General features: G+C 59.4%; 31 protein-coding genes and 1 pseudogene. 31 read left to right on the top strand and 1 reads right to left on the bottom strand.

All coding sequences use genetic code 11. The annotated features are described in order from the left end of the window. Positions 1 to 810 (top strand): annotated as a pseudogene (locus ACPYOJ_RS17140) (DNA-directed RNA polymerase subunit beta'); the annotation flags it as partial. A 170-nt stretch (positions 811 to 980) separates the two neighbouring features. On the opposite strand, the gene ACPYOJ_RS17145 reads toward ACPYOJ_RS17140, so the two are convergent. Further along, a complete protein-coding gene (locus ACPYOJ_RS17145; protein ID WP_168829313.1) occupies positions 981 to 1274 on the bottom strand; it encodes a transcriptional regulator in 294 nt (97 codons plus the stop codon). Between the two features lie 500 nt (positions 1275 to 1774). Here ACPYOJ_RS17145 and rpsL point away from each other — a divergent pair, with 500 nt between their 5' ends. The 30 genes from rpsL (at position 1775) to ACPYOJ_RS17295 (ending at position 20521) form a co-directional block, all read left to right on the top strand. Beyond that, on the top strand, positions 1775 to 2146 hold the full coding sequence (gene rpsL, locus ACPYOJ_RS17150; RefSeq protein ID WP_003547537.1) for a 30S ribosomal protein S12: 372 nt from the start codon (positions 1775 to 1777) through the stop codon (positions 2144 to 2146). Positions 2147 to 2222: 76 nt separating this feature from the next. Further along, complete coding sequence (gene rpsG, locus ACPYOJ_RS17155) at positions 2223 to 2693, top strand: 30S ribosomal protein S7 (protein ID WP_168829314.1); 471 nt, start codon at positions 2223 to 2225, stop codon at positions 2691 to 2693. A gap of 30 nt (positions 2694 to 2723) precedes the next feature. Next, positions 2724 to 4823, top strand: a complete 2100-nt coding sequence (gene fusA / locus ACPYOJ_RS17160; RefSeq protein WP_481417336.1) for an elongation factor G — start codon at positions 2724 to 2726, stop codon at positions 4821 to 4823. Between the two features lie 68 nt (positions 4824 to 4891). After that, positions 4892 to 6067, top strand: a complete 1176-nt coding sequence (gene tuf / locus ACPYOJ_RS17165; RefSeq protein WP_039844630.1) for an elongation factor Tu — start codon at positions 4892 to 4894, stop codon at positions 6065 to 6067. Between the two features lie 308 nt (positions 6068 to 6375). Then, positions 6376 to 6684, top strand: a complete 309-nt coding sequence (gene rpsJ, locus ACPYOJ_RS17170) for a 30S ribosomal protein S10 (protein WP_003547547.1) — start codon at positions 6376 to 6378, stop codon at positions 6682 to 6684. Positions 6685 to 6718: 34 nt separating this feature from the next. Next, on the top strand, positions 6719 to 7360 hold the full coding sequence (gene rplC / locus ACPYOJ_RS17175; protein ID WP_008521348.1) for a 50S ribosomal protein L3: 642 nt from the start codon (positions 6719 to 6721) through the stop codon (positions 7358 to 7360). 13 nt (positions 7361 to 7373) lie between these two features. Continuing rightward, complete coding sequence (gene rplD, locus ACPYOJ_RS17180; RefSeq protein WP_168829316.1) at positions 7374 to 7994, top strand: 50S ribosomal protein L4; 621 nt, start codon at positions 7374 to 7376, stop codon at positions 7992 to 7994. Next, positions 7991 to 8284, top strand: a complete 294-nt coding sequence (locus ACPYOJ_RS17185; protein ID WP_022718390.1) for a 50S ribosomal protein L23 — start codon at positions 7991 to 7993, stop codon at positions 8282 to 8284. The genes rplD and ACPYOJ_RS17185 overlap by 4 nt, the downstream gene beginning before the upstream one ends. Positions 8285 to 8295: 11 nt before the next feature. Continuing rightward, the gene (rplB, locus tag ACPYOJ_RS17190) at positions 8296 to 9132 is read left to right on the top strand and encodes a 50S ribosomal protein L2 (RefSeq protein ID WP_168829317.1); all 837 of its coding nucleotides are present in this window, start codon (positions 8296 to 8298) and stop codon (positions 9130 to 9132) included. Positions 9133 to 9147: 15 nt separating this feature from the next. Next, positions 9148 to 9426, top strand: a complete 279-nt coding sequence (rpsS, locus tag ACPYOJ_RS17195) for a 30S ribosomal protein S19 (RefSeq protein ID WP_003573797.1) — start codon at positions 9148 to 9150, stop codon at positions 9424 to 9426. Positions 9427 to 9428: 2 nt separating this feature from the next. Then, positions 9429 to 9818, top strand: a complete 390-nt coding sequence (gene rplV, locus ACPYOJ_RS17200) for a 50S ribosomal protein L22 (RefSeq protein ID WP_022718388.1) — start codon at positions 9429 to 9431, stop codon at positions 9816 to 9818. Further along, entirely contained in the window at positions 9818 to 10537 is a 720-nt protein-coding gene (gene rpsC, locus ACPYOJ_RS17205) for a 30S ribosomal protein S3 (RefSeq protein ID WP_168829318.1), read from the top strand. The genes rplV and rpsC overlap by 1 nt, the downstream gene beginning before the upstream one ends. A 36-nt stretch (positions 10538 to 10573) precedes the next feature. Then, complete coding sequence (gene rplP, locus ACPYOJ_RS17210; protein WP_003573792.1) at positions 10574 to 10987, top strand: 50S ribosomal protein L16; 414 nt, start codon at positions 10574 to 10576, stop codon at positions 10985 to 10987. 10 nt (positions 10988 to 10997) lie between these two features. Next, entirely contained in the window at positions 10998 to 11198 is a 201-nt protein-coding gene (gene rpmC, locus ACPYOJ_RS17215) for a 50S ribosomal protein L29 (RefSeq protein WP_007531673.1), read from the top strand. Between the two features lie 12 nt (positions 11199 to 11210). Further along, positions 11211 to 11450, top strand: coding sequence for a 30S ribosomal protein S17 (rpsQ, locus tag ACPYOJ_RS17220; RefSeq protein ID WP_168829319.1), 240 nt, complete (start codon positions 11211 to 11213; stop codon positions 11448 to 11450). A 264-nt stretch (positions 11451 to 11714) separates the two neighbouring features. Continuing rightward, positions 11715 to 12083, top strand: a complete 369-nt coding sequence (gene rplN, locus ACPYOJ_RS17225; RefSeq protein ID WP_018900268.1) for a 50S ribosomal protein L14 — start codon at positions 11715 to 11717, stop codon at positions 12081 to 12083. A gap of 12 nt (positions 12084 to 12095) precedes the next feature. After that, complete coding sequence (rplX, locus tag ACPYOJ_RS17230) at positions 12096 to 12398, top strand: 50S ribosomal protein L24 (RefSeq protein ID WP_168829320.1); 303 nt, start codon at positions 12096 to 12098, stop codon at positions 12396 to 12398. Continuing rightward, on the top strand, positions 12398 to 12955 hold the full coding sequence (gene rplE, locus ACPYOJ_RS17235) for a 50S ribosomal protein L5 (protein ID WP_037127220.1): 558 nt from the start codon (positions 12398 to 12400) through the stop codon (positions 12953 to 12955). The genes rplX and rplE overlap by 1 nt, the downstream gene beginning before the upstream one ends. A 32-nt stretch (positions 12956 to 12987) precedes the next feature. Beyond that, on the top strand, positions 12988 to 13293 hold the full coding sequence (rpsN, locus tag ACPYOJ_RS17240) for a 30S ribosomal protein S14 (protein ID WP_018115514.1): 306 nt from the start codon (positions 12988 to 12990) through the stop codon (positions 13291 to 13293). A gap of 12 nt (positions 13294 to 13305) precedes the next feature. Beyond that, the gene (gene rpsH / locus ACPYOJ_RS17245; RefSeq protein ID WP_003547562.1) at positions 13306 to 13704 is read left to right on the top strand and encodes a 30S ribosomal protein S8; all 399 of its coding nucleotides are present in this window, start codon (positions 13306 to 13308) and stop codon (positions 13702 to 13704) included. A 42-nt stretch (positions 13705 to 13746) separates the two neighbouring features. Further along, positions 13747 to 14280 carry a 50S ribosomal protein L6 gene (gene rplF, locus ACPYOJ_RS17250; protein ID WP_088691790.1) on the top strand — a complete coding sequence of 178 codons (534 nt, stop codon included), beginning with the start codon at positions 13747 to 13749 and terminating at the stop codon, positions 14278 to 14280. Positions 14281 to 14292: 12 nt separating this feature from the next. Beyond that, positions 14293 to 14655 (top strand): 50S ribosomal protein L18, encoded by a 363-nt coding sequence (rplR, locus tag ACPYOJ_RS17255; RefSeq protein WP_168829322.1) that lies wholly within the window; start codon positions 14293 to 14295, stop codon positions 14653 to 14655. Positions 14656 to 14786: 131 nt separating this feature from the next. Beyond that, complete coding sequence (gene rpsE, locus ACPYOJ_RS17260; RefSeq protein WP_481417337.1) at positions 14787 to 15356, top strand: 30S ribosomal protein S5; 570 nt, start codon at positions 14787 to 14789, stop codon at positions 15354 to 15356. Positions 15357 to 15370: 14 nt separating this feature from the next. Then, the gene (rpmD, locus tag ACPYOJ_RS17265; RefSeq protein WP_168829323.1) at positions 15371 to 15580 is read left to right on the top strand and encodes a 50S ribosomal protein L30; all 210 of its coding nucleotides are present in this window, start codon (positions 15371 to 15373) and stop codon (positions 15578 to 15580) included. 16 nt (positions 15581 to 15596) lie between these two features. Then, complete coding sequence (rplO, locus tag ACPYOJ_RS17270; RefSeq protein ID WP_168829324.1) at positions 15597 to 16070, top strand: 50S ribosomal protein L15; 474 nt, start codon at positions 15597 to 15599, stop codon at positions 16068 to 16070. 235 nt (positions 16071 to 16305) lie between these two features. Next, positions 16306 to 17646 carry a preprotein translocase subunit SecY gene (gene secY / locus ACPYOJ_RS17275; RefSeq protein ID WP_168829325.1) on the top strand — a complete coding sequence of 447 codons (1341 nt, stop codon included), beginning with the start codon at positions 16306 to 16308 and terminating at the stop codon, positions 17644 to 17646. Beyond that, a complete protein-coding gene (locus ACPYOJ_RS17280; protein ID WP_481417338.1) occupies positions 17643 to 18293 on the top strand; it encodes an adenylate kinase in 651 nt (216 codons plus the stop codon). The genes secY and ACPYOJ_RS17280 overlap by 4 nt, the downstream gene beginning before the upstream one ends. A 226-nt stretch (positions 18294 to 18519) precedes the next feature. Next, positions 18520 to 18888, top strand: coding sequence for a 30S ribosomal protein S13 (gene rpsM / locus ACPYOJ_RS17285; RefSeq protein WP_168829327.1), 369 nt, complete (start codon positions 18520 to 18522; stop codon positions 18886 to 18888). Positions 18889 to 19020: 132 nt separating this feature from the next. Beyond that, positions 19021 to 19410, top strand: coding sequence for a 30S ribosomal protein S11 (rpsK, locus tag ACPYOJ_RS17290; RefSeq protein WP_022718372.1), 390 nt, complete (start codon positions 19021 to 19023; stop codon positions 19408 to 19410). Positions 19411 to 19510: 100 nt separating this feature from the next. Continuing rightward, entirely contained in the window at positions 19511 to 20521 is a 1011-nt protein-coding gene (locus ACPYOJ_RS17295; RefSeq protein WP_481417339.1) for a DNA-directed RNA polymerase subunit alpha, read from the top strand. The last annotated feature ends 23 nt before the right edge of the window (positions 20522 to 20544 follow it).

Genomic DNA, 20544 nt, shown 5'->3' on the forward strand with positions numbered 1-20544 from the left:
GTTGCCGAACTGTTCGAAGCTCGTCGTCCGAAGGACCACGCCATCATCGCTGAGATCGATGGTACGATCCGCCTCGGCCGCGACTACAAGAACAAGCGTCGCGTCATCATCGAGCCGGCGGAAGACGGTGTCGAGCCTGTCGAGTACCTGATCCCGAAGGGCAAGCCGTTCCATCTGCAGGATGGCGACTATATCGAAAAGGGTGACTACATCCTCGACGGTAACCCGGCACCGCATGACATCCTGGCGATCAAGGGCGTGGAGGCTCTGGCTTCCTACCTCGTCAACGAAATCCAGGAAGTCTACCGCTTGCAGGGCGTTGTCATCAACGACAAGCACATCGAAGTGATTGTCCGTCAGATGCTGCAGAAGGTGGAAATCACCGATGCGGGCGACTCGACCTATATCGTCGGCGACAATGTCGACCGTATCGAACTCGAGGACGTCAACGACGCGCTGATCGAACAGGGCAAGAAGCCTGCCTACGGCGATCCGGTTCTCCTCGGCATCACCAAGGCGTCGCTGCAGACTCCGTCCTTCATCTCGGCGGCTTCCTTCCAGGAAACGACGAAGGTGCTGACGGAAGCTGCGATCGCCGGCAAGACCGACGGCCTGCAGGGTCTCAAGGAAAACGTCATCGTCGGCCGTCTCATCCCGGCTGGTACGGGCGGCACCATGACCCAGATCCGGCGTATCGCCACATCGCGCGACGAGCTGATCCTCGAAGAGCGCCGCAAGGGCACGGGTGCGGAGGCCGCAACGCCGATGCTTCAGGACATGGCCAGCGAAAACGCCCCGGCTGCCGAGTAACGGCAGCTTCGGCCAGCGAATTGAAAACCGCCCGGAGCGATCCGGGCGGTTTTTGTTTTTCGTCGTGATGGCCTGCAGTTTGCTCAGCCCTCGCGATTTTCCAGGGACAATCCGCGGTCTCTTTCGTGGGAGGGCTGGAGACTGGCCGGTCGTCCGGCTCCGTCATGCTTTCAATTGAATCGAATGATGGAGACTTCGCCTTCGAGGGCGCCCTGGTAGGCCGAGGCGTGCGGCTCCTCTTCCGGCACATCGGTCAGCAGGCCGATCTGGTCGAGGTCGGCTTCGATGAAGCCTTCTTCGGCGAGCGCGTTCAGCGCCTCGCGCACCGCGCTGTCATCGTCGGCCGCCCTCAACATGACGTGCAGGTCGACGCCCTCGCTGCCATCGGACTCGTATCCCTTGCCAATGATGATGAAGATCATCGGCTCGGCGGTGTTATTGTCGTTGTCGGGCTTCTCGATCATTCATCATCCTTTTGAACATTAACGATTCGAACACTCGAATCCGTTTACACGGGCGCGCAGCCTGCCAAGGCCGATTCCTTAGCCGCTTTTGCTGCAATGCCCAAGTTCAAGTTGGAGCGCAGCGTGCAATTCGTCTAAAAGCCTTCAAAGAGCGCAGGAAGCCCGGGTTTCAAGGCGATCCGCCGAAGATTATTTCTTAACCGGCCTTGACGAAGCTGTGGGAAACCAGTAGTACCCGCGCCATCGGAACCCATGTGAGGCATGGCTGTCTGGAGCGTCGCGCTCTGGAGTTTTCCTCAAACAAGGTTCGAAACGCACGTTGAAGATATGATGCCTGCACGCATGACGCATGTCTTTTTTGCGTCCTCTGCCTCCAGTGGTCCATCTGCGCAAGCGGATCGGGCCACATTTTGCGCATTGACGACAGCCGTGTGGTCTTGCCGGAGACGGCGTGAGTTGCGCCCGCAAGGGTTCGAAAGATAAACGTAAGGGATGGTTGAATGCCTACCGTAAACCAGCTGATCCGCAAGCCTCGCCAGGCGAACGTAAAGCGTAACAAGGTTCCTGCGCTGCAGGAGAACCCGCAGAAGCGCGGCGTTTGCACCCGCGTCTACACCACGACGCCGAAGAAGCCGAACTCGGCTCTGCGTAAGGTTGCCAAGATCCGCCTCACCAACGGCTTTGAAGTCATTGGTTACATCCCCGGCGAAGGTCACAACCTTCAGGAACACTCTGTCGTCATGATCCGTGGCGGCCGCGTCAAGGACCTTCCGGGTGTTCGTTACCACATCATCCGCGGCGTTCTCGATACTCAGGGTGTCAAGAACCGCAAGCAGCGCCGTTCGAAGTACGGTGCGAAGCGTCCGAAGTAATTCGGTTTTGGTTTTCCGGCGCTGCGCGAGGTTCTCCGCGTGATAAAGCGCCTTAACAGTTAAAGAGACGAGAAGTATGTCCAGACGTCACAGAGCAGAAAAGCGCGAGATCAACCCGGACCCGAAGTTCGGCGACCTGGTTGTCACGAAGTTCATGAATGCCATCATGCTCGATGGCAAGAAGTCCGTCGCCGAAAACATCGTCTACGGTGCGTTCGACTCCGTACAGGGCAAGTCCAAGCAGGAGCCGCTCGCGGTTTTCCATGCTGCGCTCGACAACATTGCCCCGCACGTTGAAGTCCGCTCGCGCCGCGTCGGTGGCGCGACCTACCAGGTTCCTGTCGATGTTCGTCCGGAGCGCCGTCAGGCTCTTGCCATTCGCTGGCTCATCGCTGCTGCCCGCAAGCGCAACGAAACGACCATGGTTGACCGCCTTTCCGGCGAGCTTCTCGATGCATCCAACAACCGCGGCAGTGCCGTGAAGAAGCGCGAAGACACGCACAAGATGGCTGATGCCAACCGTGCGTTCTCGCACTATCGCTGGTAATCCCGAACGGGTATCGAAAGGCAGTCCACAATGGCTCGCGAATATAAAATCGAAGACTACCGAAATTTCGGTATCATGGCGCACATTGACGCCGGCAAGACCACGACCACCGAGCGTATTCTCTATTACACCGGCAAGTCGCACAAGATCGGTGAAGTTCACGATGGCGCAGCCACCATGGACTGGATGGAGCAGGAGCAGGAGCGTGGCATCACGATCACCTCCGCTGCGACCACGACCTTCTGGAAGGGCCGTGACGGCAAGATGCGCCGCTTCAACATCATCGACACCCCCGGCCACGTCGACTTCACCATCGAAGTCGAGCGTTCGCTGCGCGTTCTCGACGGTGCTATTGCTCTTCTTGACGCCAACGCCGGTGTTGAGCCGCAGACGGAAACCGTCTGGCGTCAGGCTGAGAAGTACAATGTTCCGCGCATGATCTTCTGCAACAAGATGGACAAGACCGGTGCGGACTTCTACCGCTCCGTCGAGATGATCAAGACTCGTCTCGGCGCAACGGCTGTCGTCATGCAGCTGCCGATCGGCGCAGAAAGCGACTTCAAGGGCGTTGTCGACCTGGTCGAGATGAACGCTCTCGTGTGGCGCGACGAGTCGCTTGGCGCACAGTGGGACGTGGTTGAAATTCCGGAAGACCTTAAGGCCAAGGCTGAAGAATATCGCGAAAAGCTGATCGAGACCGTTGTCGAGATCGACGAAGCCGCGATGGAAGCCTACCTCGAAGGCAACATGCCCGACAACGATCAGATCCGCGCGCTCGTCCGCCGCGGCACGATCGACGTCAAGTTCCACCCGATGTTCTGCGGCACCGCCTTCAAGAACAAGGGCGTTCAGCCGCTTCTCGACGCTGTTGTCGACTACCTGCCGTCGCCGCTCGACATTCCGGCGATCAAGGGCATCGACTTCAAGACCGAAGCCGAAATCGAGCGCCACGCTGACGACAGCGAGCCGCTTTCCATGCTCGCGTTCAAGATCATGAACGACCCGTTCGTCGGCTCGCTGACCTTCGCGCGCATCTACTCGGGCAAGCTCGAAAAGGGCTCCTCGGTTCTGAATACGGTCAAGGACAAGCGCGAGCGCGTCGGCCGCATGCTGCAGATGCACTCGAACTCCCGTGAAGACATCGAAGAAGCCTTCGCAGGCGACATCGTTGCTCTCGCCGGTCTCAAGGAAACCACCACGGGTGACACGCTCTGCGACCCGCTGAAGCCGGTTATCCTCGAGCGCATGGAGTTCCCGGAGCCGGTCATCCAGATCGCTATCGAGCCGAAGTCCAAGGGCGACCAGGAAAAGATGGGCCTCGCGCTCAACCGCCTGGCAGCCGAAGACCCGTCCTTCCGCGTGAAGACGGACCAGGAATCCGGTCAGACGATCATCGCCGGCATGGGCGAACTGCACCTCGACATCATCGTCGACCGCATGCGTCGTGAGTTCAAGGTAGAAGCAAACGTCGGCGCGCCGCAGGTTGCTTACCGCGAAACCATTACCCGCATGACCGAAGAAGATTACACGCACAAGAAGCAGACCGGTGGTACCGGCCAGTTCGCGCGCGTCAAGATCATCTTCGAACCGAACCCGGAAGGCGAAGACTTCAAGTTCGAATCGAAGATCGTCGGTGGTTCCGTTCCGAAGGAATACATCCCGGGCGTCCAGAAGGGCATCGAAAGCGTTCTGTCCTCTGGCCCGCTCGCTGGCTTCCCGATGCTGGGCGTCAAGGCGACGCTCATCGACGGTGCCTTCCACGACGTCGACTCGTCGGTTCTGGCGTTCGAAATCGCCTCGCGTGCTTGCTTCCGTGAAGCAGCCAAGAAGGCCGGCGCTCAGCTCCTCGAGCCGATGATGAGGGTCGAAGTCGTCACGCCGGAAGACTACGTCGGTGACGTTATCGGCGACCTCAACTCCCGCCGTGGTCAGATCCAGGGCCAGGAAAGCCGCGGTATTGCCGTCGTCATCAACGCCAACGTTCCGCTGGCGAACATGTTCAAGTACGTGGATAACCTGCGCTCCATGTCGCAGGGCCGTGCTCAGTACACGATGACCTTCGATCACTACTCGCCGGTCCCGTCGAACGTCGCAACTGAAATCCAGGCAAAGTATTCCGGTCAGAAGTGACCGGAATACCAATTGACCGATAACAAGAATTAGATCCCTTCGGGGGCTAGCAAAATGGAGAGCCGAAAATGGCAAAGAGTAAGTTTGAGCGCAACAAGCCGCACGTTAACATCGGCACGATCGGCCACGTTGACCACGGCAAGACGTCTCTGACGGCAGCGATCACCAAGTACTTCGGCGAGTTCAAGGCGTACGACCAGATCGACGCCGCTCCGGAAGAAAAGGCCCGCGGCATCACCATTTCGACGGCGCACGTCGAATACGAGACGGCCAACCGCCATTATGCTCACGTCGACTGCCCCGGCCACGCCGACTACGTCAAGAACATGATCACCGGTGCCGCCCAGATGGACGGCGCGATCCTGGTTTGCTCGGCCGCCGACGGCCCGATGCCGCAGACCCGCGAGCACATCCTGCTTGCCCGTCAGGTCGGCGTTCCTGCTATCGTCGTGTTCCTCAACAAGGTCGACCAGGTTGACGACGCCGAGCTTCTCGAACTCGTCGAGCTCGAAGTGCGCGAACTGCTGTCGTCCTACGACTTCCCGGGCGACGACATTCCGGTCGTCAAGGGTTCGGCTCTGGCCGCTCTCGAAGACAGCGACAAGAAGATCGGCGAAGATGCGATCCGCGAGCTGATGGCTCAGGTCGACGCCTACATCCCGACGCCTGAGCGTCCGATCGACCAGCCGTTCCTGATGCCGATCGAAGACGTGTTCTCGATCTCCGGCCGCGGTACGGTCGTGACCGGCCGCGTCGAGCGTGGCATCGTCAAGGTTGGCGAAGAAGTCGAGATTGTCGGCATCCGCCCGACCTCGAAGACGACGGTGACCGGCGTTGAAATGTTCCGCAAGCTGCTCGACCAGGGCCAGGCCGGCGACAACATCGGCGCGCTGATCCGCGGTGTGAACCGTGACGGCGTCGAGCGTGGCCAGATCCTGTGCAAGCCGGGTTCGGTGAAGCCGCACAAGAAGTTCAAGGCCGAAGCCTACATCCTGACGAAGGAAGAAGGCGGCCGTCATACGCCGTTCTTCACCAACTACCGTCCGCAGTTCTACTTCCGCACGACTGACGTGACGGGCATTGTCACGCTGCCGGAAGGCACGGAAATGGTCATGCCGGGCGACAACGTCACGGTTGACGTCGAACTGATCGTTCCGATCGCCATGGAAGAAAAGCTGCGCTTCGCCATCCGCGAAGGCGGCCGCACCGTCGGCGCCGGCATCGTTGCAAGCATCGTAGAATAATGGAATTCGGCGCAGACCTGGTCTGCGCCGATTGCATGGAAATCTTTTAAGCAAGCGGCGGATAGCCGCTTGCTTATGACATAAAAATGTAGCAAATGGCGCGCGAGCGCGATTTGCGCCCTGCTTCGTTCACTGAAGCGGGGGAATACAACGAACAATAAGGTGGCCGTAAGGCCTGAAGACTGGATAGGGATACCGCATTCCGGTGTCCCTCTCGATCTTTGAAACCGGTGGTCCGCCTTAGGAAAAAGAACAACCCGTGTCCTGCCTGACAGGCACGTGGGAAACAAAGACAAGGATAACGTCGAATGAACGGCCAAAATATCCGCATTCGCCTGAAGGCGTTCGATCACCGAATTCTCGATGCTTCCACGCGCGAGATTGTGTCGACGGCGAAGCGCACCGGAGCTAGTGTCCGGGGCCCCGTTCCGCTTCCGACCCGCATCGAGAAGTTTACGGTCAACCGGTCCCCGCACATCGACAAGAAGAGCCGCGAGCAGTTCGAGATGCGCACGCATAAGCGCCTCCTCGACATCGTAGACCCGACCCCGCAGACGGTAGACGCGCTGATGAAGCTCGATCTCGCCGCCGGTGTCGATGTTGAGATCAAGCTCTGAGCTTTGCTCGAGCGGATTTGGAAGGATTGAACCGATGCGTTCAGGTGTGATTGCACAGAAGGTGGGCATGACCCGCGTCTACAACGACGCAGGTGAACATGTTCCGGTAACGGTACTGCGTATGGACGGCTGCCAGGTCGTCGCGACGCGCACTGTAGAAAAGAATGGCTATACCGCAGTTCAGCTCGGTGCTGGCCAGGCGAAGGTTAAGAACACGTCCAAGGCGATGCGCGGCAACTTTGCCGTTGCCAACGTCGAGCCGAAGGCCAAGCTCCAGGAATTCCGCGTTTCGGAAGACAACCTGCTTGAAATTGGCACCGAGCTCAAGGCTGGTCACTTCGCAGCAGGTCAGCTTGTCGACGTGACGGGCACGACCATCGGTAAGGGCTTTGCCGGCGCCATGAAGCGCCACGGCTTCGGCGGTCTGCGCGCTACGCACGGTGTGTCTGTTTCGCACCGCTCGCATGGTTCGACGGGTTCGCGCCAGGATCCGGGTAAGGTTTTCAAGAACAAGAAGATGGCTGGTCACATGGGCCAGACGCGCGTAACGACCCAGAACCTGGAAGTGGTTTCGACCGATGAAGATCGCGGTCTGATCCTGATCAAGGGTGCAGTACCCGGTTCCAAGGGTGCCTGGATCATCGTGCGCGATGCCGTCAAGTCGGCAGCGAAGTAAGGGAGCCGGACCAATGGAATTCAACGTCAAGACCCTCGAGGGAAAAGACGCAGGGAAGGTTTCTCTCTCTGACGCAATTTTCGGCCTCGAGCCCCGCCAGGACATCCTCGCCCGCGTCATCCGCTGGCAGCTTGCCAAGAAGCAGCAGGGCACGCACCAGGCAAAGGGCCGCGCAGACGTCGCGCGCACCGGCGCCAAGATGTACAAGCAGAAGGGTACGGGCCGCGCTCGTCACCATTCGGCTCGCGCTCCGCAGTTCCGCGGCGGTGGTAAGGCTCATGGACCTGTCGCCCGCAGCCACGAGCATGACCTTCCCAAGAAGGTTCGCGCTCTCGGCCTGCGTCACGCTCTTTCGGCAAAGCTGAAGGCCGATGATGTCATCATCATCGACAACCTCGTTGCTACAGAAGCAAAGACCAAGGCTCTGGCCGCGACTTTCGAGACGCTCGGCCTGACCAATGCGCTCTTCATCGGCGGCGCTGAGCTCGACGGCAACTTCAAGCTCGCTGCCCAGAACATCCCGAACATCGATGTTCTGCCGATCCAGGGCATCAACGTTTACGACATCGTGCGCCGCGGCAAGCTCGTGCTTTCCAAGGCTGCCGTTGAAGCTCTAGAGGAGCGTTTCAAGTGACCGATCTTCGCCACTACGATGTGATCGTCTCGCCGGCGATCACCGAAAAGTCCACTCTGGTATCGGAAAACAACCAGGTTGTTTTCAATGTCGCCAAGGCGGCCACGAAGCCGGAAATCAAGGCTGCAGTCGAGGCGCTCTTCGGCGTCAAGGTCACGGCCGTCAACACTCTGCTCCGCAAGGGCAAGACCAAGCGTTTCCGCGGTTTTGTCGGCAAGCAGAAGGACGTGAAGAAGGCTGTCGTGACGCTGGCTGAAGGCCAGACGATCGACGTCTCCACCGGTCTCTGAGGATTAAGAAAATGGCATTGAAAACATTCAATCCGACGACCCCGAGCCAGCGCCAGCTGGTCATCGTCGACCGCTCTTCGCTCTACAAGGGCAAGCCGGTCAAGACGCTGACGGAAGGTCTGACCAAGAGCGGCGGTCGTAACAACCTCGGCCGCATCACCGCCCGTTTCATCGGCGGCGGTCACAAGCGCACTTATCGTCTGGTCGACTTCAAGCGTCGCAAGTTCGATCTCGAAGGCACCGTTGAGCGTATCGAATACGATCCGAACCGCACGGCTTTCATTGCGCTGGTGACCTATGCTGATGGTGAGAAGGCTTATATCCTCGCTCCGCAGCGCCTCGCTGCCGGCGACAAGGTCATCGCTTCGGAAAAGGCTGTCGACGTAAAGCCCGGCAACACCATGCCGCTGCAATTCATCCCGGTCGGCACCATCATCCACAACGTGGAAATGAAGCCGGGCAAGGGTGGTCAGATCGCACGTTCGGCTGGCGGTTACGCACAGCTCGTCGGTCGCGATGCCGGCATGGCGATCCTTCGCCTGAACTCGGGCGAACAGCGCCTCGTTCATGGCTCCTGCCTTGCTTCGATCGGCGCCGTTTCCAACCCTGACCATGCCAACATCAACGACGGCAAGGCCGGTCGTACGGTTTGGCGCGGCAAGCGTCCGCATAACCGCGGCGTCGTCATGAACCCGGTCGACCATCCGCACGGCGGTGGTGAAGGCCGCACCTCGGGTGGCCGTCATCCGGTTACCCCGTGGGGCAAGCCGACCAAGGGCAAGCGCACCCGGTCGAACAAGTCGACCGACAAGATGATCATGCGCTCGCGTCATCAGCGTAAGAAGTAAGAGAGGAAGTCTCCAATGGCTCGTTCAGTATGGAAAGGTCCGTTCGTTGACGGCTATCTTCTCAAGAAGGCTGAGAAGGTTCGTGAAGGCGGACGTGCAGAAGTAATCAAGATCTGGAGCCGTCGCTCCACGATCCTGCCGCAGTTCGTGGGTCTGACCTTCGGCGTCTACAACGGCAGCAAGCATATTCCGGTCAGCGTCAATGAAGACATGGTCGGCCACAAGTTCGGTGAATTCTCTCCGACCCGTACCTACTACGGTCACGGTGCGGACAAGAAGGCAAAGAGGAAGTAACAATGGGCAAGGCAAAAGCCGAACGCCGGCTGAAGGACAACGAGGCGCAAGCAGTCGCCCGCACGCTCCGCGTCAGCCCACAGAAGCTCAACCTGGTTGCTGCGGCCATCCGCGGCAAGAAGGTTGACCGCGCACTCGCTGAGCTGGAATTCTCCCGCAAGCGCATCGCAGGCGCCGTCAAGAAGACGCTGGAATCCGCGATCGCCAACGCTGAGAACAACCACGATCTCGACGTTGACTCGCTGGTCGTCGCAGAAGCCTACGTTGGCAAGTCGATCGTCATGAAGCGTTTCCACGCTCGTGGCCGCGGCCGTGCATCTCGCATCGAGAAGCCGTTCGCGCACCTGACGATTGTTGTCCGCGAAGTGCAGGCACAAGAGGAGGCCGCATAATGGGTCAGAAAATCAATCCAATCGGTTTCCGTCTTGGCATCAACCGTACCTGGGATAGCCGCTGGTTCGCGGACAATGCCGAGTATGGTCAGCTGCTGCACGAAGACCTGAAGATGCGCAAGTTCGTCATGAGCGAACTGAAGCAGGCTGGTATCGCAAAGGTCGTCATCGAGCGTCCGCACAAGAAGTGCCGCGTCACGATCCACTCGGCTCGCCCGGGTCTGATCATCGGCAAGAAGGGTGCAGACATCGACAAGCTCCGCAAGAAGCTGTCGGACATGACGAGCTCCGAAACGCACCTCAACATCGTTGAAGTGCGCAAGCCGGAAGTCGACGCGACGCTCGTCGCACAGTCGATCGCCCAGCAGCTCGAACGCCGCGTGGCTTTCCGCCGCGCCATGAAGCGCGCTGTTCAGTCTGCAATGCGTCTTGGCGCCGAAGGCATCAAGATCACCTGCGCGGGCCGTCTTGGCGGTGCGGAAATCGCTCGTACCGAATGGTACCGCGAAGGCCGCGTTCCGCTGCACACCCTGCGTGCGGACATCGATTACGGTACGGCTGAAGCTGAAACCGCATTCGGCATCTGCGGCATCAAGGTCTGGATCTTCAAGGGCGAAATCCTTGAGCACGATCCGATGGCCTCCGAGCGCCGCGCACTCGAGGGTGACGCTCAGGGTCCGGCAAGCCGCGACCGCGATCGTCGCCGCGACAACGCTTGATAGCGTTGGTGGCAAAGAAGTTCGGAGAATAAGAAAATGTTGCAGCCAAAGCGTACCAAGTACCGCAAGCAATTCAAGGGCCGCATCAAGGGCGTTGCCAAGGGAGGTTCCGACCTCGCCTTCGGTGAATTCGGCCTGAAGGCTCAGGAGCCCAACCGCGTCAATGCACGCGAGATCGAAGCGGCCCGCCGCGCGATCACGCGCTACATGAAGCGTGCCGGCCGTGTATGGATCCGCGTGTTCCCGGATGTTCCGGTAACCGCAAAGCCGACCGAAGTCCGCATGGGTAAGGGTAAGGGCTCCGTTGAATACTGGGCATGCAAGGTCAAGCCCGGCCGTATGATGTTCGAGATCGACGGCGTCAGCGAAGAGATCGCCCGCGAGGCGCTGCGCCTCGGCTCCGCCAAGCTCTCGGTCAAGACGCGCTTCGTTCAGCGCATTGCAGAGTAAGGAGAGGCAGATGAAAGCCGAAGAAGTCCGCGGCCTCACGGCCGATCAGCTCAAGGACAAGCTTGCCGACCTCAAGAAGGAGCAGTTCAACCTGCGCTTCCAGAAGGCGACCGGCCAGCTCGAAAAGTCCTCGCGCATCAACGAAGTTCGCAAGGACATCGCCCGCGTGAAAACCATTGCCCGCCAGAAGGCGGCAGAAGCAAAGGCGTAAAGGAAGAAAAAAATGCCGAAGCGCATTCTGCAGGGCGTCGTCGTTGGCGACAAGAACGAGAAGACTGTCGTAGTTCGCGTTGAGCGCCGTTTCGCTCACCCGCTGCTTCAGAAGACCGTTCGTCGTTCCAAGAAGTACAAGGCCCACGACGAAAACAACCAGTACAAGATCGGCGATACCGTTTCCATCGAGGAATGCGCACCGATCTCCAAGGACAAGCGCTGGACGGTCGTTTCCGCCCAGGGCAAGTAAGAGAATTTTGTGCGAGGCCTTGCGTCTCGCACAGATTTCTGTATGAAGCAGCGTCGGAACGCTCGAATGCCGGGCGTTCTTTTGCTTTGAGCGCACGGAAGGTCCCGTCGGGAAACCACCTTGGCACGATTTTTCCCGCGCTATTCAAGCTATTGCCGCATCTGTGCCCGTCCGTGAGACGGGTTCGGGCGGCTGACAATTTTCATATGCCGGGGTAGGGGGTGCAAACCCAACCATTCCGGTAAAACAAGAAGGCGACCTGATATGATTCAGATGCAAACAAACCTCGACGTCGCGGATAATTCCGGCGCGCGTCGTGTCATGTGCATCAAGGTGCTGGGCGGCTCGAAGCGCAAGTATGCCTCGATCGGCGACGTTATTGTCGTTTCGATCAAGGAAGCGATCCCGCGCGGCCGCGTGAAGAAGGGTGACGTGATGAAGGCGGTGGTCGTTCGTACCGCCAAGGAAATCCGTCGCGTTGATGGCAGCATCATTCGCTTCGACACCAATGCAGCAGTCCTCATCGACAACAAGAAAGAGCCGATCGGCACCCGTATCTTCGGACCGGTTCCGCGCGAACTTCGCGCCAAGAACCACATGAAGATCATCTCGCTGGCTCCCGAAGTACTGTAAGGAGCGGGAACGATGCAGAAGATTCGTAAGGGCGACAAAGTCGTCATGCTCGCAGGCAAGGACAAGGGCCGTACCGGCGAAGTCCTCCAGGTTCTGCCTAAGGAAGATCGTGCGGTTGTCCGCGGCATCAACGTCGTAAAGCGCCATCAGCGCCAGACGCAGAGCCAGGAAGCCGGCATCATCAGCAAGGAAGCCTCGGTTCACCTCTCCAACGTTGCGATCGTCGATAAGGACGGCAAGCCGACCCGCGTCGGTTTCAAGGTTGTTGACGGCAAGAAGGTCCGTGTGGCCAAGCGTTCCGGTGAGGTGATCTGATGGCTGAGGCAAAGTACGAGCCGCGGCTCAAGAAGGAATATGTCGAGCGTATCCGTAAGGCTATGCAGGAGAAGTTCTCCTACGCCAACGAGATGATGATCCCGAAGCTCGACAAGATCGTAATCAACATGGGTGTTGGTGAAGCGACGGCTGATTCGAAGAAGCCGACCGTCGCTGCAGCCGACCTGGCCGCTATCGCTGGCCAGAAGCCGGTCATCACCCGTGCACGCAACTCCATCGCTGGCTTCAAGGTCCGCGAGCAGATGCCGATCGGCGCAAAGGTCACCCTGCGCGGCGCTCGCATGTACGAGTTCCTGGACCGCCTCGTGAACATCGCACTCCCGCGCGTTCGCGACTTCCGCGGCCTGAACCCGAAAAGCTTTGACGGCCGTGGCAACTTCGCCATGGGCATCAAGGAGCACATTGTGTTCCCTGAGATCAACTACGACAAGGTTGATCAGATGTGGGGCATGGACATCATCGTTTGCACGACGGCAACGAAGGACGACGAAGCACGGGCTCTGCTGACAGAGTTCAACTTCCCGTTCCGTCAGTAACCGTAACGACGAGCGTAGAAAAGGAACCGCACATGGCGAAGACAAGCGCAGTTGAAAAGAACAAGCGCCGCCGTAATACGGTCGCAAACCAGGCTGCCAAGCGCGCAGCTCTGAAGGCGATCATCATGAACCAGGCTCTTCCGATCGAAGAGCGGTTCAAGGCCTCGATCAAGCTGGCATCCCTGCCGCGCGATGGATCCAAGACCCGCATTCGCAACCGTTGCGAAGTATCGGGCCGTCCGCGCGCATACTACCGCAAACTGCGCATGTCGCGTATCGCGCTGCGTGAACTCGGCAATCTCGGCAAGGTGCCGGGCATCGTCAAGTCGAGCTGGTAAGGAGCAGGTTAGATGACAATGACTGATCCGTTGGGCGATATGCTCACTCGCATCCGCAACGGCGCTTCTCGCCGCAAGTCGTCGGTCTCGACGCCTGCTTCGAAGCTCCGTGCACGCGTTCTCGATGTCCTGCAGTCCGAAGGCTACATCCGTGGCTATTCCGTTGTCGATTTCGGCAATGGCAAGTCGGAGCTCAGCATCGAGCTGAAGTACTACGAAGGCGCATCGGTGATCCGTGAGATCGGCCGTGTGTCCAAGCCGGGCCGCCGGGTTTATGTCTCGGTCAAGTCCATTCCGCAGGTCGCGAACGGCCTCGGCATCACCATCCTTTCTACCCCGAAGGGCGTGATGGCCGATCACCAGGCTCGCGAACAGAACGTTGGTGGCGAGGTTCTTTGCTCGGTCTTCTAAGATCGCGCAGAGATCTCCATAGCGAACAGACAGGATTGAAACATGTCTCGTATCGGTAAAAAGCCCGTTCAGGTGCCTGCTGGGATCACGGCTACGGTCGATGGCCAGAAGGTTACTGCAAAGGGCCCGAAGGGCGAGCTGTTCTTCGTCGCGAATGACGAAGTCGGCGTAAAGCTCGAAAACAACGCGGTCGTCGTAACGCCGCTCAGCCAGACGAAGGATGCTCGTGCAAAGTGGGGCATGTCCCGCACGATGATCGAGAACATCTTCAAGGGCGTCAAGGACGGCTTTGAGCGCAAGCTCGAAATCAACGGCGTCGGTTACCGCGCGTCGCTTCAGGGCAAGAACCTGCAGCTGGCACTCGGCTTCAGCCATGACGTTGTTTATGAGCCGCCGCAGGGCATCACGATCGCTGTGCCGAAGCCGACGGAAATCGTCGTCACCGGCATCAACAAGCAGCAGGTCGGCCAGGTTGCCGCTGAAATCCGCGAATACCGCGGTCCTGAGCCTTACAAGGGCAAGGGCGTCAAGTATGCCGAAGAGCGGATTGTCCGCAAAGAAGGCAAGAAGAAGTAAGGATCACGCGAAATGGCTAGCAGGAAAGAAGCACTTGCACGTCGTGCCAACCGCGTGCGCCGTCAACTCAAGTCGGTGGCCAATGGCCGTCCGCGCCTGTCGGTTCATCGCTCCTCGAAGAACATCTACGTTCAGGTCATCGACGATGTTGCAGGCAAGACGCTCGCGTCTGCCTCGACTCTCGATAAGGATCTGCGCGGTTCTCTGAAGACCGGTGCTGATACAGCAGCAGCTGCCCTCGTCGGCAAGCTCGTTGCAGAGCGCGCAACGAAGGCAGGCGTCAGCGAGGTCGTATTCGACCGTGGCGCCTTCATCTACCACGGCCGTATCAAGGCCCTGGCAGACGCAGCCCGCGAAGGCGGTCTGTCCTTCTGATCAAGTTTCCGGCCGGACGCTTTCGAGCGCCGGCCGGATCTCACCGGACCGCATACGCTCCCTAATGGGAGGCCGCTGCGGTCCTCGCTTTGTTTGCCCGTTGCACCCGGAAAAGAAAAAGGAAAAGGACAATGGCACAGGAAAGAAGAGGCCCGCGGGATGACCGCCAGAGCCGCGAAGAGCGCGATAGCGAATTCGTCGACAAGCTGGTCGCGATCAACCGCGTCGCCAAGGTCGTCAAGGGTGGCCGCCGTTTCGGTTTTGCCGCTCTCGTCGTCGTCGGTGACCAGAAGGGCCGCGTAGGCTTCGGTCACGGCAAGGCACGCGAAGTGCCGGAAGCCATCCGCAAGGCAACGGAAGCCGCAAAGCGCGAGCTCATCTTCGTGCCGCTGCGCGAAGGCCGTACCCTGCATCACGACGTCCACGGCCGTCACGGCGCCGGCAAGGTTCTGCTGCGCTCTGCTAAGGTCGGTACCGGTATCATCGCCGGTGGTCCGATGCGTGCCGTTTTCGAAACGCTCGGCGTTCACGACGTTGTCGCCAAGTCGACCGGTTCCTCGAACCCATACAACATGGTTCGCGCCACCTTCGACGCTCTGAAGCACCAGGTTCACCCGAAGGACATCGCAGCTCAGCGCGGCATCAAGTATGCTACGCTTCAGGCTCGCCGTGCCGCCTCCGGCAACGCCTCTGAAGAATAAGAGGAGTCTGACCCATGGCCAAGGCTACCAAGAAGACCGAAGCGAAGACGGTTACCGTCGAGCAGATCGGCAGCCCGATTCGCCGTCCGGACGTACAGCAGCGCACGCTGATCGGTCTGGGCCTCAACAAGATGCACCGTCGCCGCACGCTGGAAGATACCCCGGCTGTTCGTGGCATGATCCGTGCTGTCCAGCATCTCGTTCGCGTCGTCGACGAGAAGTAAGCCGGAGGGAACGCACATGAAACTGAATGAAATCAAGGACAACGAAGGTTCGACCCACAGCCGCAAGCGCCTCGGCCGCGGTATCGGTTCGGGCTCGGGCAAGACCGGTGGTCGCGGTGTCAAGGGTCAGAAGTCCCGTTCCGGCGTCGCCATCAACGGTTTCGAAGGCGGCCAGATGCCAATCTACCGCCGTCTGCCGAAGCGCGGCTTCACGAACATCTTCAAGGCCGACTTCGTCGTCGTTTCGCTCGCACGCATCCAGGCTGCGATCGACGCCGGCAAGCTCGATGGCAAGGCGACTGTCGATGCCGCTGCTCTCAAGGCAGCCGGCGTCATCCGCCGCGCCAAGGACGGCGTTCGCGTTCTCGCTGACGGCGAGCTGAAGGCAAAGATCAAGCTCGAGGTCGCAGGCGCTTCCAAGCCCGCCGTCGAGAAGATCGAAAAGGCCGGCGGTTCGATCACGCTTCTTTCTGTCGCAACGGCAGAATAATAATCTTATGATATGTCGCCCGGGGTGCTTCACACCGGGCGATTTTGCTCCCATATGTGGGCCTCACAAAAACCTGTATCGTTGCACCCCGCAGCGTACCGGTTTCGATGAAATCAAGGGTGAGGCATTGATTGCGCCCGCAATCCGTCCGAAGCCCGGTTGTGAATAATTAGAGTACTGATTCTGGGGCCGGCTCTCGTTCGAGGCGCCCCGAATGGGTAGCGCGGAGAATCGCATGGCATCTGCAGCGGAACAGTTGGCCTCCAATCTTAATTTTTCGACCTTCGCCAAGGCTGAGGATCTCAAGAAGCGCCTGTGGTTCACGCTGGCAGCTCTCCTCGTCTATCGTCTTGGTACGCACATTCCGCTTCCGGGCCTGCACCCCGAAGCCTATGCCCAGGCCTTCCGCGGCCAGGCGGGCGGCATTCTCGGTCTCTTCAACATGTTCTCGGGCGGCGCCGTCCAGCGCATGGCGATTTTCGCGCTCGGCATCATGCCTTATATCTCTGCCTCGATCATCGTACAGTTGATGACGTCGGTCGTGCCTGCGCTCGAGAACCTGAAGAAGGAAGGCGAGCAGGGCCGCAAGGTCATCAACCAGTACACCCGTTACGGCACCGTGCTGCTCGGCGCGCTTCAGGCCTACGGCATCGCAGTCGGCCTCGAAAGCGGCAACGGTCTGGTGGTCGATCCAGGCTGGTTCTTCCGTATTTCCACCGTTATCACGCTGCTCGGCGGCACGATGTTCCTGATGTGGCTTGGCGAGCAGATCACCTCGCGCGGCATCGGCAACGGAATTTCGCTGATCATCTTCGCCGGCATCGCCGCCGGCCTTCCGCAGGCTGTGGGCGGTACGCTGGAACTCGGCCGCACCGGTGCACTTTCGACGACGCTCATTCTTGCCGTCATCGTGATCGCAATCGGCGTTATTGGCGTCATCGTCTTCGTCGAACGCGCCCAGCGCCGCCTGCTGATCCAGTATCCGAAGCGTCAGGTCGGCAACCGCATGTTCCAGGGTGATACCTCGCACCTGCCGCTGAAGCTCAACACCTCTGGCGTTATCCCGGCGATCTTTGCCTCGTCGCTGCTGCTTCTGCCGGCAACTCTCGCAGGCTTTGCCAATACGGCGGCCATGCCGTCCTGGGCGACGGCGATCGTCGCAGCGCTGGGCCACGGGCAGCCGCTCTACATGCTGCTGTACGCCGGACTGATTGCCTTCTTCGCCTTCTTCTACACGGCCATCGTCTTCAATCCGAAGGACACGGCCGATAACCTGAAAAAACATGGCGGCTTCATTCCGGGCATCCGTCCGGGTGAGCGCACCGCCGAATATATCGATTACGTCCTGACCCGAATCACGGTCATCGGCGCGATCTATCTCGTCTTCGTCTGCATCCTGCCCGAGATACTGGTGTCGCAAACTGGCATCCCATTATCCCTTGGTGGCACTTCGCTTTTGATCGTGGTTAGCGTAACTCTTGATACGGTGGCACAGATTCAGGGCCACCTGATAGCACAGCAGTACGAAGGCCTGATCAAGAAATCGAAGTTGCGCGGAGGTAAGAGGGGGCGATGAGACTTATACTTTTGGGGCCGCCGGGTGCGGGCAAGGGGACCCAGGCCCAGAGGATCGTGGAGAAGTACGGCATTCCGCAACTTTCCACGGGCGACATGCTCCGTGCTGCCGTCCAGGCTGGCACGGAGGTCGGCAAGCGGGCAAAGGCTGTCATGGACGCCGGCAAGCTTGTCTCCGATGAGATCGTCAACGCCATCGTTTCCGAACGTATCGATCAGCCCGATTGTGAAAACGGCTTCATTCTCGACGGTTTTCCGCGGACGCTTGTCCAGGCGGATGCCACCGAGGAGATGCTTCGCGCCAAGGGGCTCGATCTGTCGGTCGTCATCGAGCTGAAGGTTGATGACGCCGAACTGGTGCGCCGCGTTGCGGGGCGCTATTCCTGCGCCCAGTGCGGCAGCGTTTACCATGACACCGACAAGCGTCCGGTGCAGGAAGGTGTGTGCGACAAGTGCGGTTCGACGCATTTCAAGCGCCGCCCGGACGATAATCCTGAAACAATGACGGCGCGGCTTCAGGTCTACTATAAAGAGACGTCGCCGTTGATTGGCTATTATCACGCCAAGGGGAAGCTCAGGAGCGTGGATGGCATGGCCGACATGGACCACGTCACTCAACAGGTCGAGGCCATTCTTTCGAAGCTGTAAGGCTTTGAAAATAAACTTGGCGGGACCGGTTGCCTTTCGGCACTGATTCCGCTAAACACCGCGCCAACTCGCGACATTCGATGCGATCGGCGCGGATTTCCCAAAGGAAGTCCGGGTTCGGTCGTTTTGACATGTTACGAACCCAAATTTGAACGAGCGGCCCTTCGGAGGGCGGCGTAACGAAGCCCTCTTGCCGGATGGCAACTGGAACTCAAGGAGAATAGGCGTGGCACGTATCGCTGGCGTCAACATCCCGACTGCGAAGCGCGTCGTTATCGCGCTGACCTACATTCACGGGATCGGTTCGAAATTCGCACAGGAAATCGTCGAGAAAGTCGGTATCCCGGCTGATCGCCGCGTGCACCAGCTCACGGACGCTGAAGTTCTTCAGATCCGCGAAACCATTGACCGTGACTATCAGGTCGAGGGTGACCTTCGTCGCGAAACCTCGATGAACATCAAGCGTCTGATGGACCTTGGCTCCTACCGCGGCCTGCGCCATCGTCGCGGCCTGCCGGTTCGCGGTCAGCGTACGCACACCAATGCCCGCACCCGCAAGGGTCCGGCAAAGGCGATCGCTGGTAAGAAGAAGTAATTTCCGGGAAACCGGGAAGGGGAGGCTGGCGGTCCGCCGGCCTCTTTTGAGTTTGGAGCGGCGCCCTAAGGGGTGCCGTTCCGGTGTAGCCGCTGGCATTACGGCGGTGAGGATATCCAAGAAAGGGATACAATGGCCAAGGAAGCCGTCCGCGTTCGCCGTCGCGAACGTAAAAACATTTCATCGGGTGTGGCGCACGTCAACTCGACCTTCAACAACACGATGATCACCATCACCGACGCACAGGGCAACGCAATCGCCTGGTCGTCGGCTGGTGCCAAGGGCTTCAAGGGTTCGCGCAAGTCGACCCCGTTTGCTGCCCAGATCGCTGCTGAAGATGCTGCCAAGAAGGCGCAGGAACATGGCATGAAGTCGCTGGAAGTCGAAGTTTGCGGTCCGGGTTCCGGTCGTGAATCCGCTCTGCGCGCGCTCCAGGCTGCTGGTTTCATGATCACGTCTATCCGCGACGTGACGCCGATCCCGCACAATGGCTGCCGCCCGCGCAAGAAGCGCCGCGTCTGATCATCGCCAATCACAACACCGGTGAGCGGTTTTTCGCTCCCGGTGCTTCTCAAGCTCGGTTGCCACGATTGGATGGTGGCAACGAACGGAAGGCAAAACAATGATTCAGAAAAACTGGCAGGAATTGATCAAGCCGAACAAGGTCGAGTTCTCTTCCAACTCGCGCACCAAGGCGACGCTCGTTGCAGAGCCGCTGGAGCGCGGTTTCGGCCTGACCCTCGGGAACGCGCTTCGTCGCGTTCTGCTCTCGTCGCTGCGCGGTGCTGCTGTTACGGCCGTGCAGATCGACGGCGTACTGCACGAGTTCTCCTCGATTCCGGGCGTCCGCGAAGACGTCACGGACATCGTGCTCAACATCAAGGAAATCGCCATCAAGATGGATGGCGATGACGCAAAGCGCATGGTCGTCCGCAAGCAGGGCCCGGGCGTTGTGACGGCTGGCGACATCCAGACGGTCGGCGATATCGAAATCCTCAACCCCGAGCATGTCATCTGCACGCTCGATGAGGGCGCCGAAATCCGCATGGAATTCACGGTCAACAACGGCAAGGGCTACGTTCCGGCCGAACGCAATCGTGCGGAAGATGCTCCGATCGGCCTTATCCCGGTCGACAGCCTCTATTCGCCGGTCAAGAAGGTGTCCTACAAGGTTGAAAACACCCGCGAAGGACAGGTTCTCGACTACGACAAGCTGTCGATGACCATCGAAACCGATGGCTCGGTTTCCGGCGAAGATGCCGTCGCGTTTGCGGCTCGCATCCTGCAGGACCAGCTTGGCGTCTTCGTCAACTTCGACGAGCCGCAGAAGGAAGCCGAAGAAGAAGCAGTCACCGAACTTGCTTTCAACCCGGCGCTCCTGAAGAAGGTAGACGAACTCGAACTGTCGGTTCGCTCGGCAAACTGCCTGAAGAACGACAACATCGTCTACATCGGCGACCTCATTCAGAAGACCGAAGCAGAAATGCTCCGCACGCCGAATTTTGGTCGCAAGTCGCTGAACGAAATCAAGGAAGTTCTCGCTTCCATGGGCCTGCACCTCGGCATGGAAGTGCCGGCATGGCCGCCCGAGAACATCGAAGATCTCGCCAAGCGGTACGAAGACCAGTACTAAACATTCAAACGGCAGGCGAATGC

Source organism: Rhizobium sp. SVR5-9E, from assembly GCF_056755095.1.

Excerpts from the sequence above, each read along its gene's own strand:
- rpsN (WP_018115514.1), top strand. The coding sequence starts at position 12,988 with ATGGCGAAGACAAGCGCAGTTGAAAAGAACAAGCGCCGCCGTAATACG.
- rplN (WP_018900268.1), top strand. The coding sequence starts at position 11,715 with ATGATTCAGATGCAAACAAACCTCGACGTCGCGGATAATTCCGGCGCG.
- rpsK (WP_022718372.1), top strand. The coding sequence starts at position 19,021 with ATGGCCAAGGAAGCCGTCCGCGTTCGCCGTCGCGAACGTAAAAACATT.
- rpsJ (WP_003547547.1), top strand. The coding sequence starts at position 6,376 with ATGAACGGCCAAAATATCCGCATTCGCCTGAAGGCGTTCGATCACCGA.
- rpsC (WP_168829318.1), top strand. The coding sequence starts at position 9,818 with ATGGGTCAGAAAATCAATCCAATCGGTTTCCGTCTTGGCATCAACCGT.
- rplP (WP_003573792.1), top strand. The coding sequence starts at position 10,574 with ATGTTGCAGCCAAAGCGTACCAAGTACCGCAAGCAATTCAAGGGCCGC.
- rpsL (WP_003547537.1), top strand. The coding sequence starts at position 1,775 with ATGCCTACCGTAAACCAGCTGATCCGCAAGCCTCGCCAGGCGAACGTA.
- fusA (WP_481417336.1), top strand. The coding sequence starts at position 2,724 with ATGGCTCGCGAATATAAAATCGAAGACTACCGAAATTTCGGTATCATG.
- ACPYOJ_RS17145 (WP_168829313.1), bottom strand. The coding sequence starts at position 1,274 with ATGATCGAGAAGCCCGACAACGACAATAACACCGCCGAGCCGATGATC.
- rpsE (WP_481417337.1), top strand. The coding sequence starts at position 14,787 with ATGGCACAGGAAAGAAGAGGCCCGCGGGATGACCGCCAGAGCCGCGAA.
- rplR (WP_168829322.1), top strand. The coding sequence starts at position 14,293 with ATGGCTAGCAGGAAAGAAGCACTTGCACGTCGTGCCAACCGCGTGCGC.
- rpsH (WP_003547562.1), top strand. The coding sequence starts at position 13,306 with ATGACAATGACTGATCCGTTGGGCGATATGCTCACTCGCATCCGCAAC.
- secY (WP_168829325.1), top strand. The coding sequence starts at position 16,306 with ATGGCATCTGCAGCGGAACAGTTGGCCTCCAATCTTAATTTTTCGACC.
- rpmC (WP_007531673.1), top strand. The coding sequence starts at position 10,998 with ATGAAAGCCGAAGAAGTCCGCGGCCTCACGGCCGATCAGCTCAAGGAC.
- rplD (WP_168829316.1), top strand. The coding sequence starts at position 7,374 with ATGGAATTCAACGTCAAGACCCTCGAGGGAAAAGACGCAGGGAAGGTT.
- rplO (WP_168829324.1), top strand. The coding sequence starts at position 15,597 with ATGAAACTGAATGAAATCAAGGACAACGAAGGTTCGACCCACAGCCGC.
- ACPYOJ_RS17295 (WP_481417339.1), top strand. The coding sequence starts at position 19,511 with ATGATTCAGAAAAACTGGCAGGAATTGATCAAGCCGAACAAGGTCGAG.
- rpsQ (WP_168829319.1), top strand. The coding sequence starts at position 11,211 with ATGCCGAAGCGCATTCTGCAGGGCGTCGTCGTTGGCGACAAGAACGAG.
- rpmD (WP_168829323.1), top strand. The coding sequence starts at position 15,371 with ATGGCCAAGGCTACCAAGAAGACCGAAGCGAAGACGGTTACCGTCGAG.
- tuf (WP_039844630.1), top strand. The coding sequence starts at position 4,892 with ATGGCAAAGAGTAAGTTTGAGCGCAACAAGCCGCACGTTAACATCGGC.
- ACPYOJ_RS17280 (WP_481417338.1), top strand. The coding sequence starts at position 17,643 with ATGAGACTTATACTTTTGGGGCCGCCGGGTGCGGGCAAGGGGACCCAG.
- rpsG (WP_168829314.1), top strand. The coding sequence starts at position 2,223 with ATGTCCAGACGTCACAGAGCAGAAAAGCGCGAGATCAACCCGGACCCG.
- rplX (WP_168829320.1), top strand. The coding sequence starts at position 12,096 with ATGCAGAAGATTCGTAAGGGCGACAAAGTCGTCATGCTCGCAGGCAAG.
- rplV (WP_022718388.1), top strand. The coding sequence starts at position 9,429 with ATGGGCAAGGCAAAAGCCGAACGCCGGCTGAAGGACAACGAGGCGCAA.
- rplF (WP_088691790.1), top strand. The coding sequence starts at position 13,747 with ATGTCTCGTATCGGTAAAAAGCCCGTTCAGGTGCCTGCTGGGATCACG.
- rplC (WP_008521348.1), top strand. The coding sequence starts at position 6,719 with ATGCGTTCAGGTGTGATTGCACAGAAGGTGGGCATGACCCGCGTCTAC.
- rplB (WP_168829317.1), top strand. The coding sequence starts at position 8,296 with ATGGCATTGAAAACATTCAATCCGACGACCCCGAGCCAGCGCCAGCTG.
- rpsS (WP_003573797.1), top strand. The coding sequence starts at position 9,148 with ATGGCTCGTTCAGTATGGAAAGGTCCGTTCGTTGACGGCTATCTTCTC.
- rplE (WP_037127220.1), top strand. The coding sequence starts at position 12,398 with ATGGCTGAGGCAAAGTACGAGCCGCGGCTCAAGAAGGAATATGTCGAG.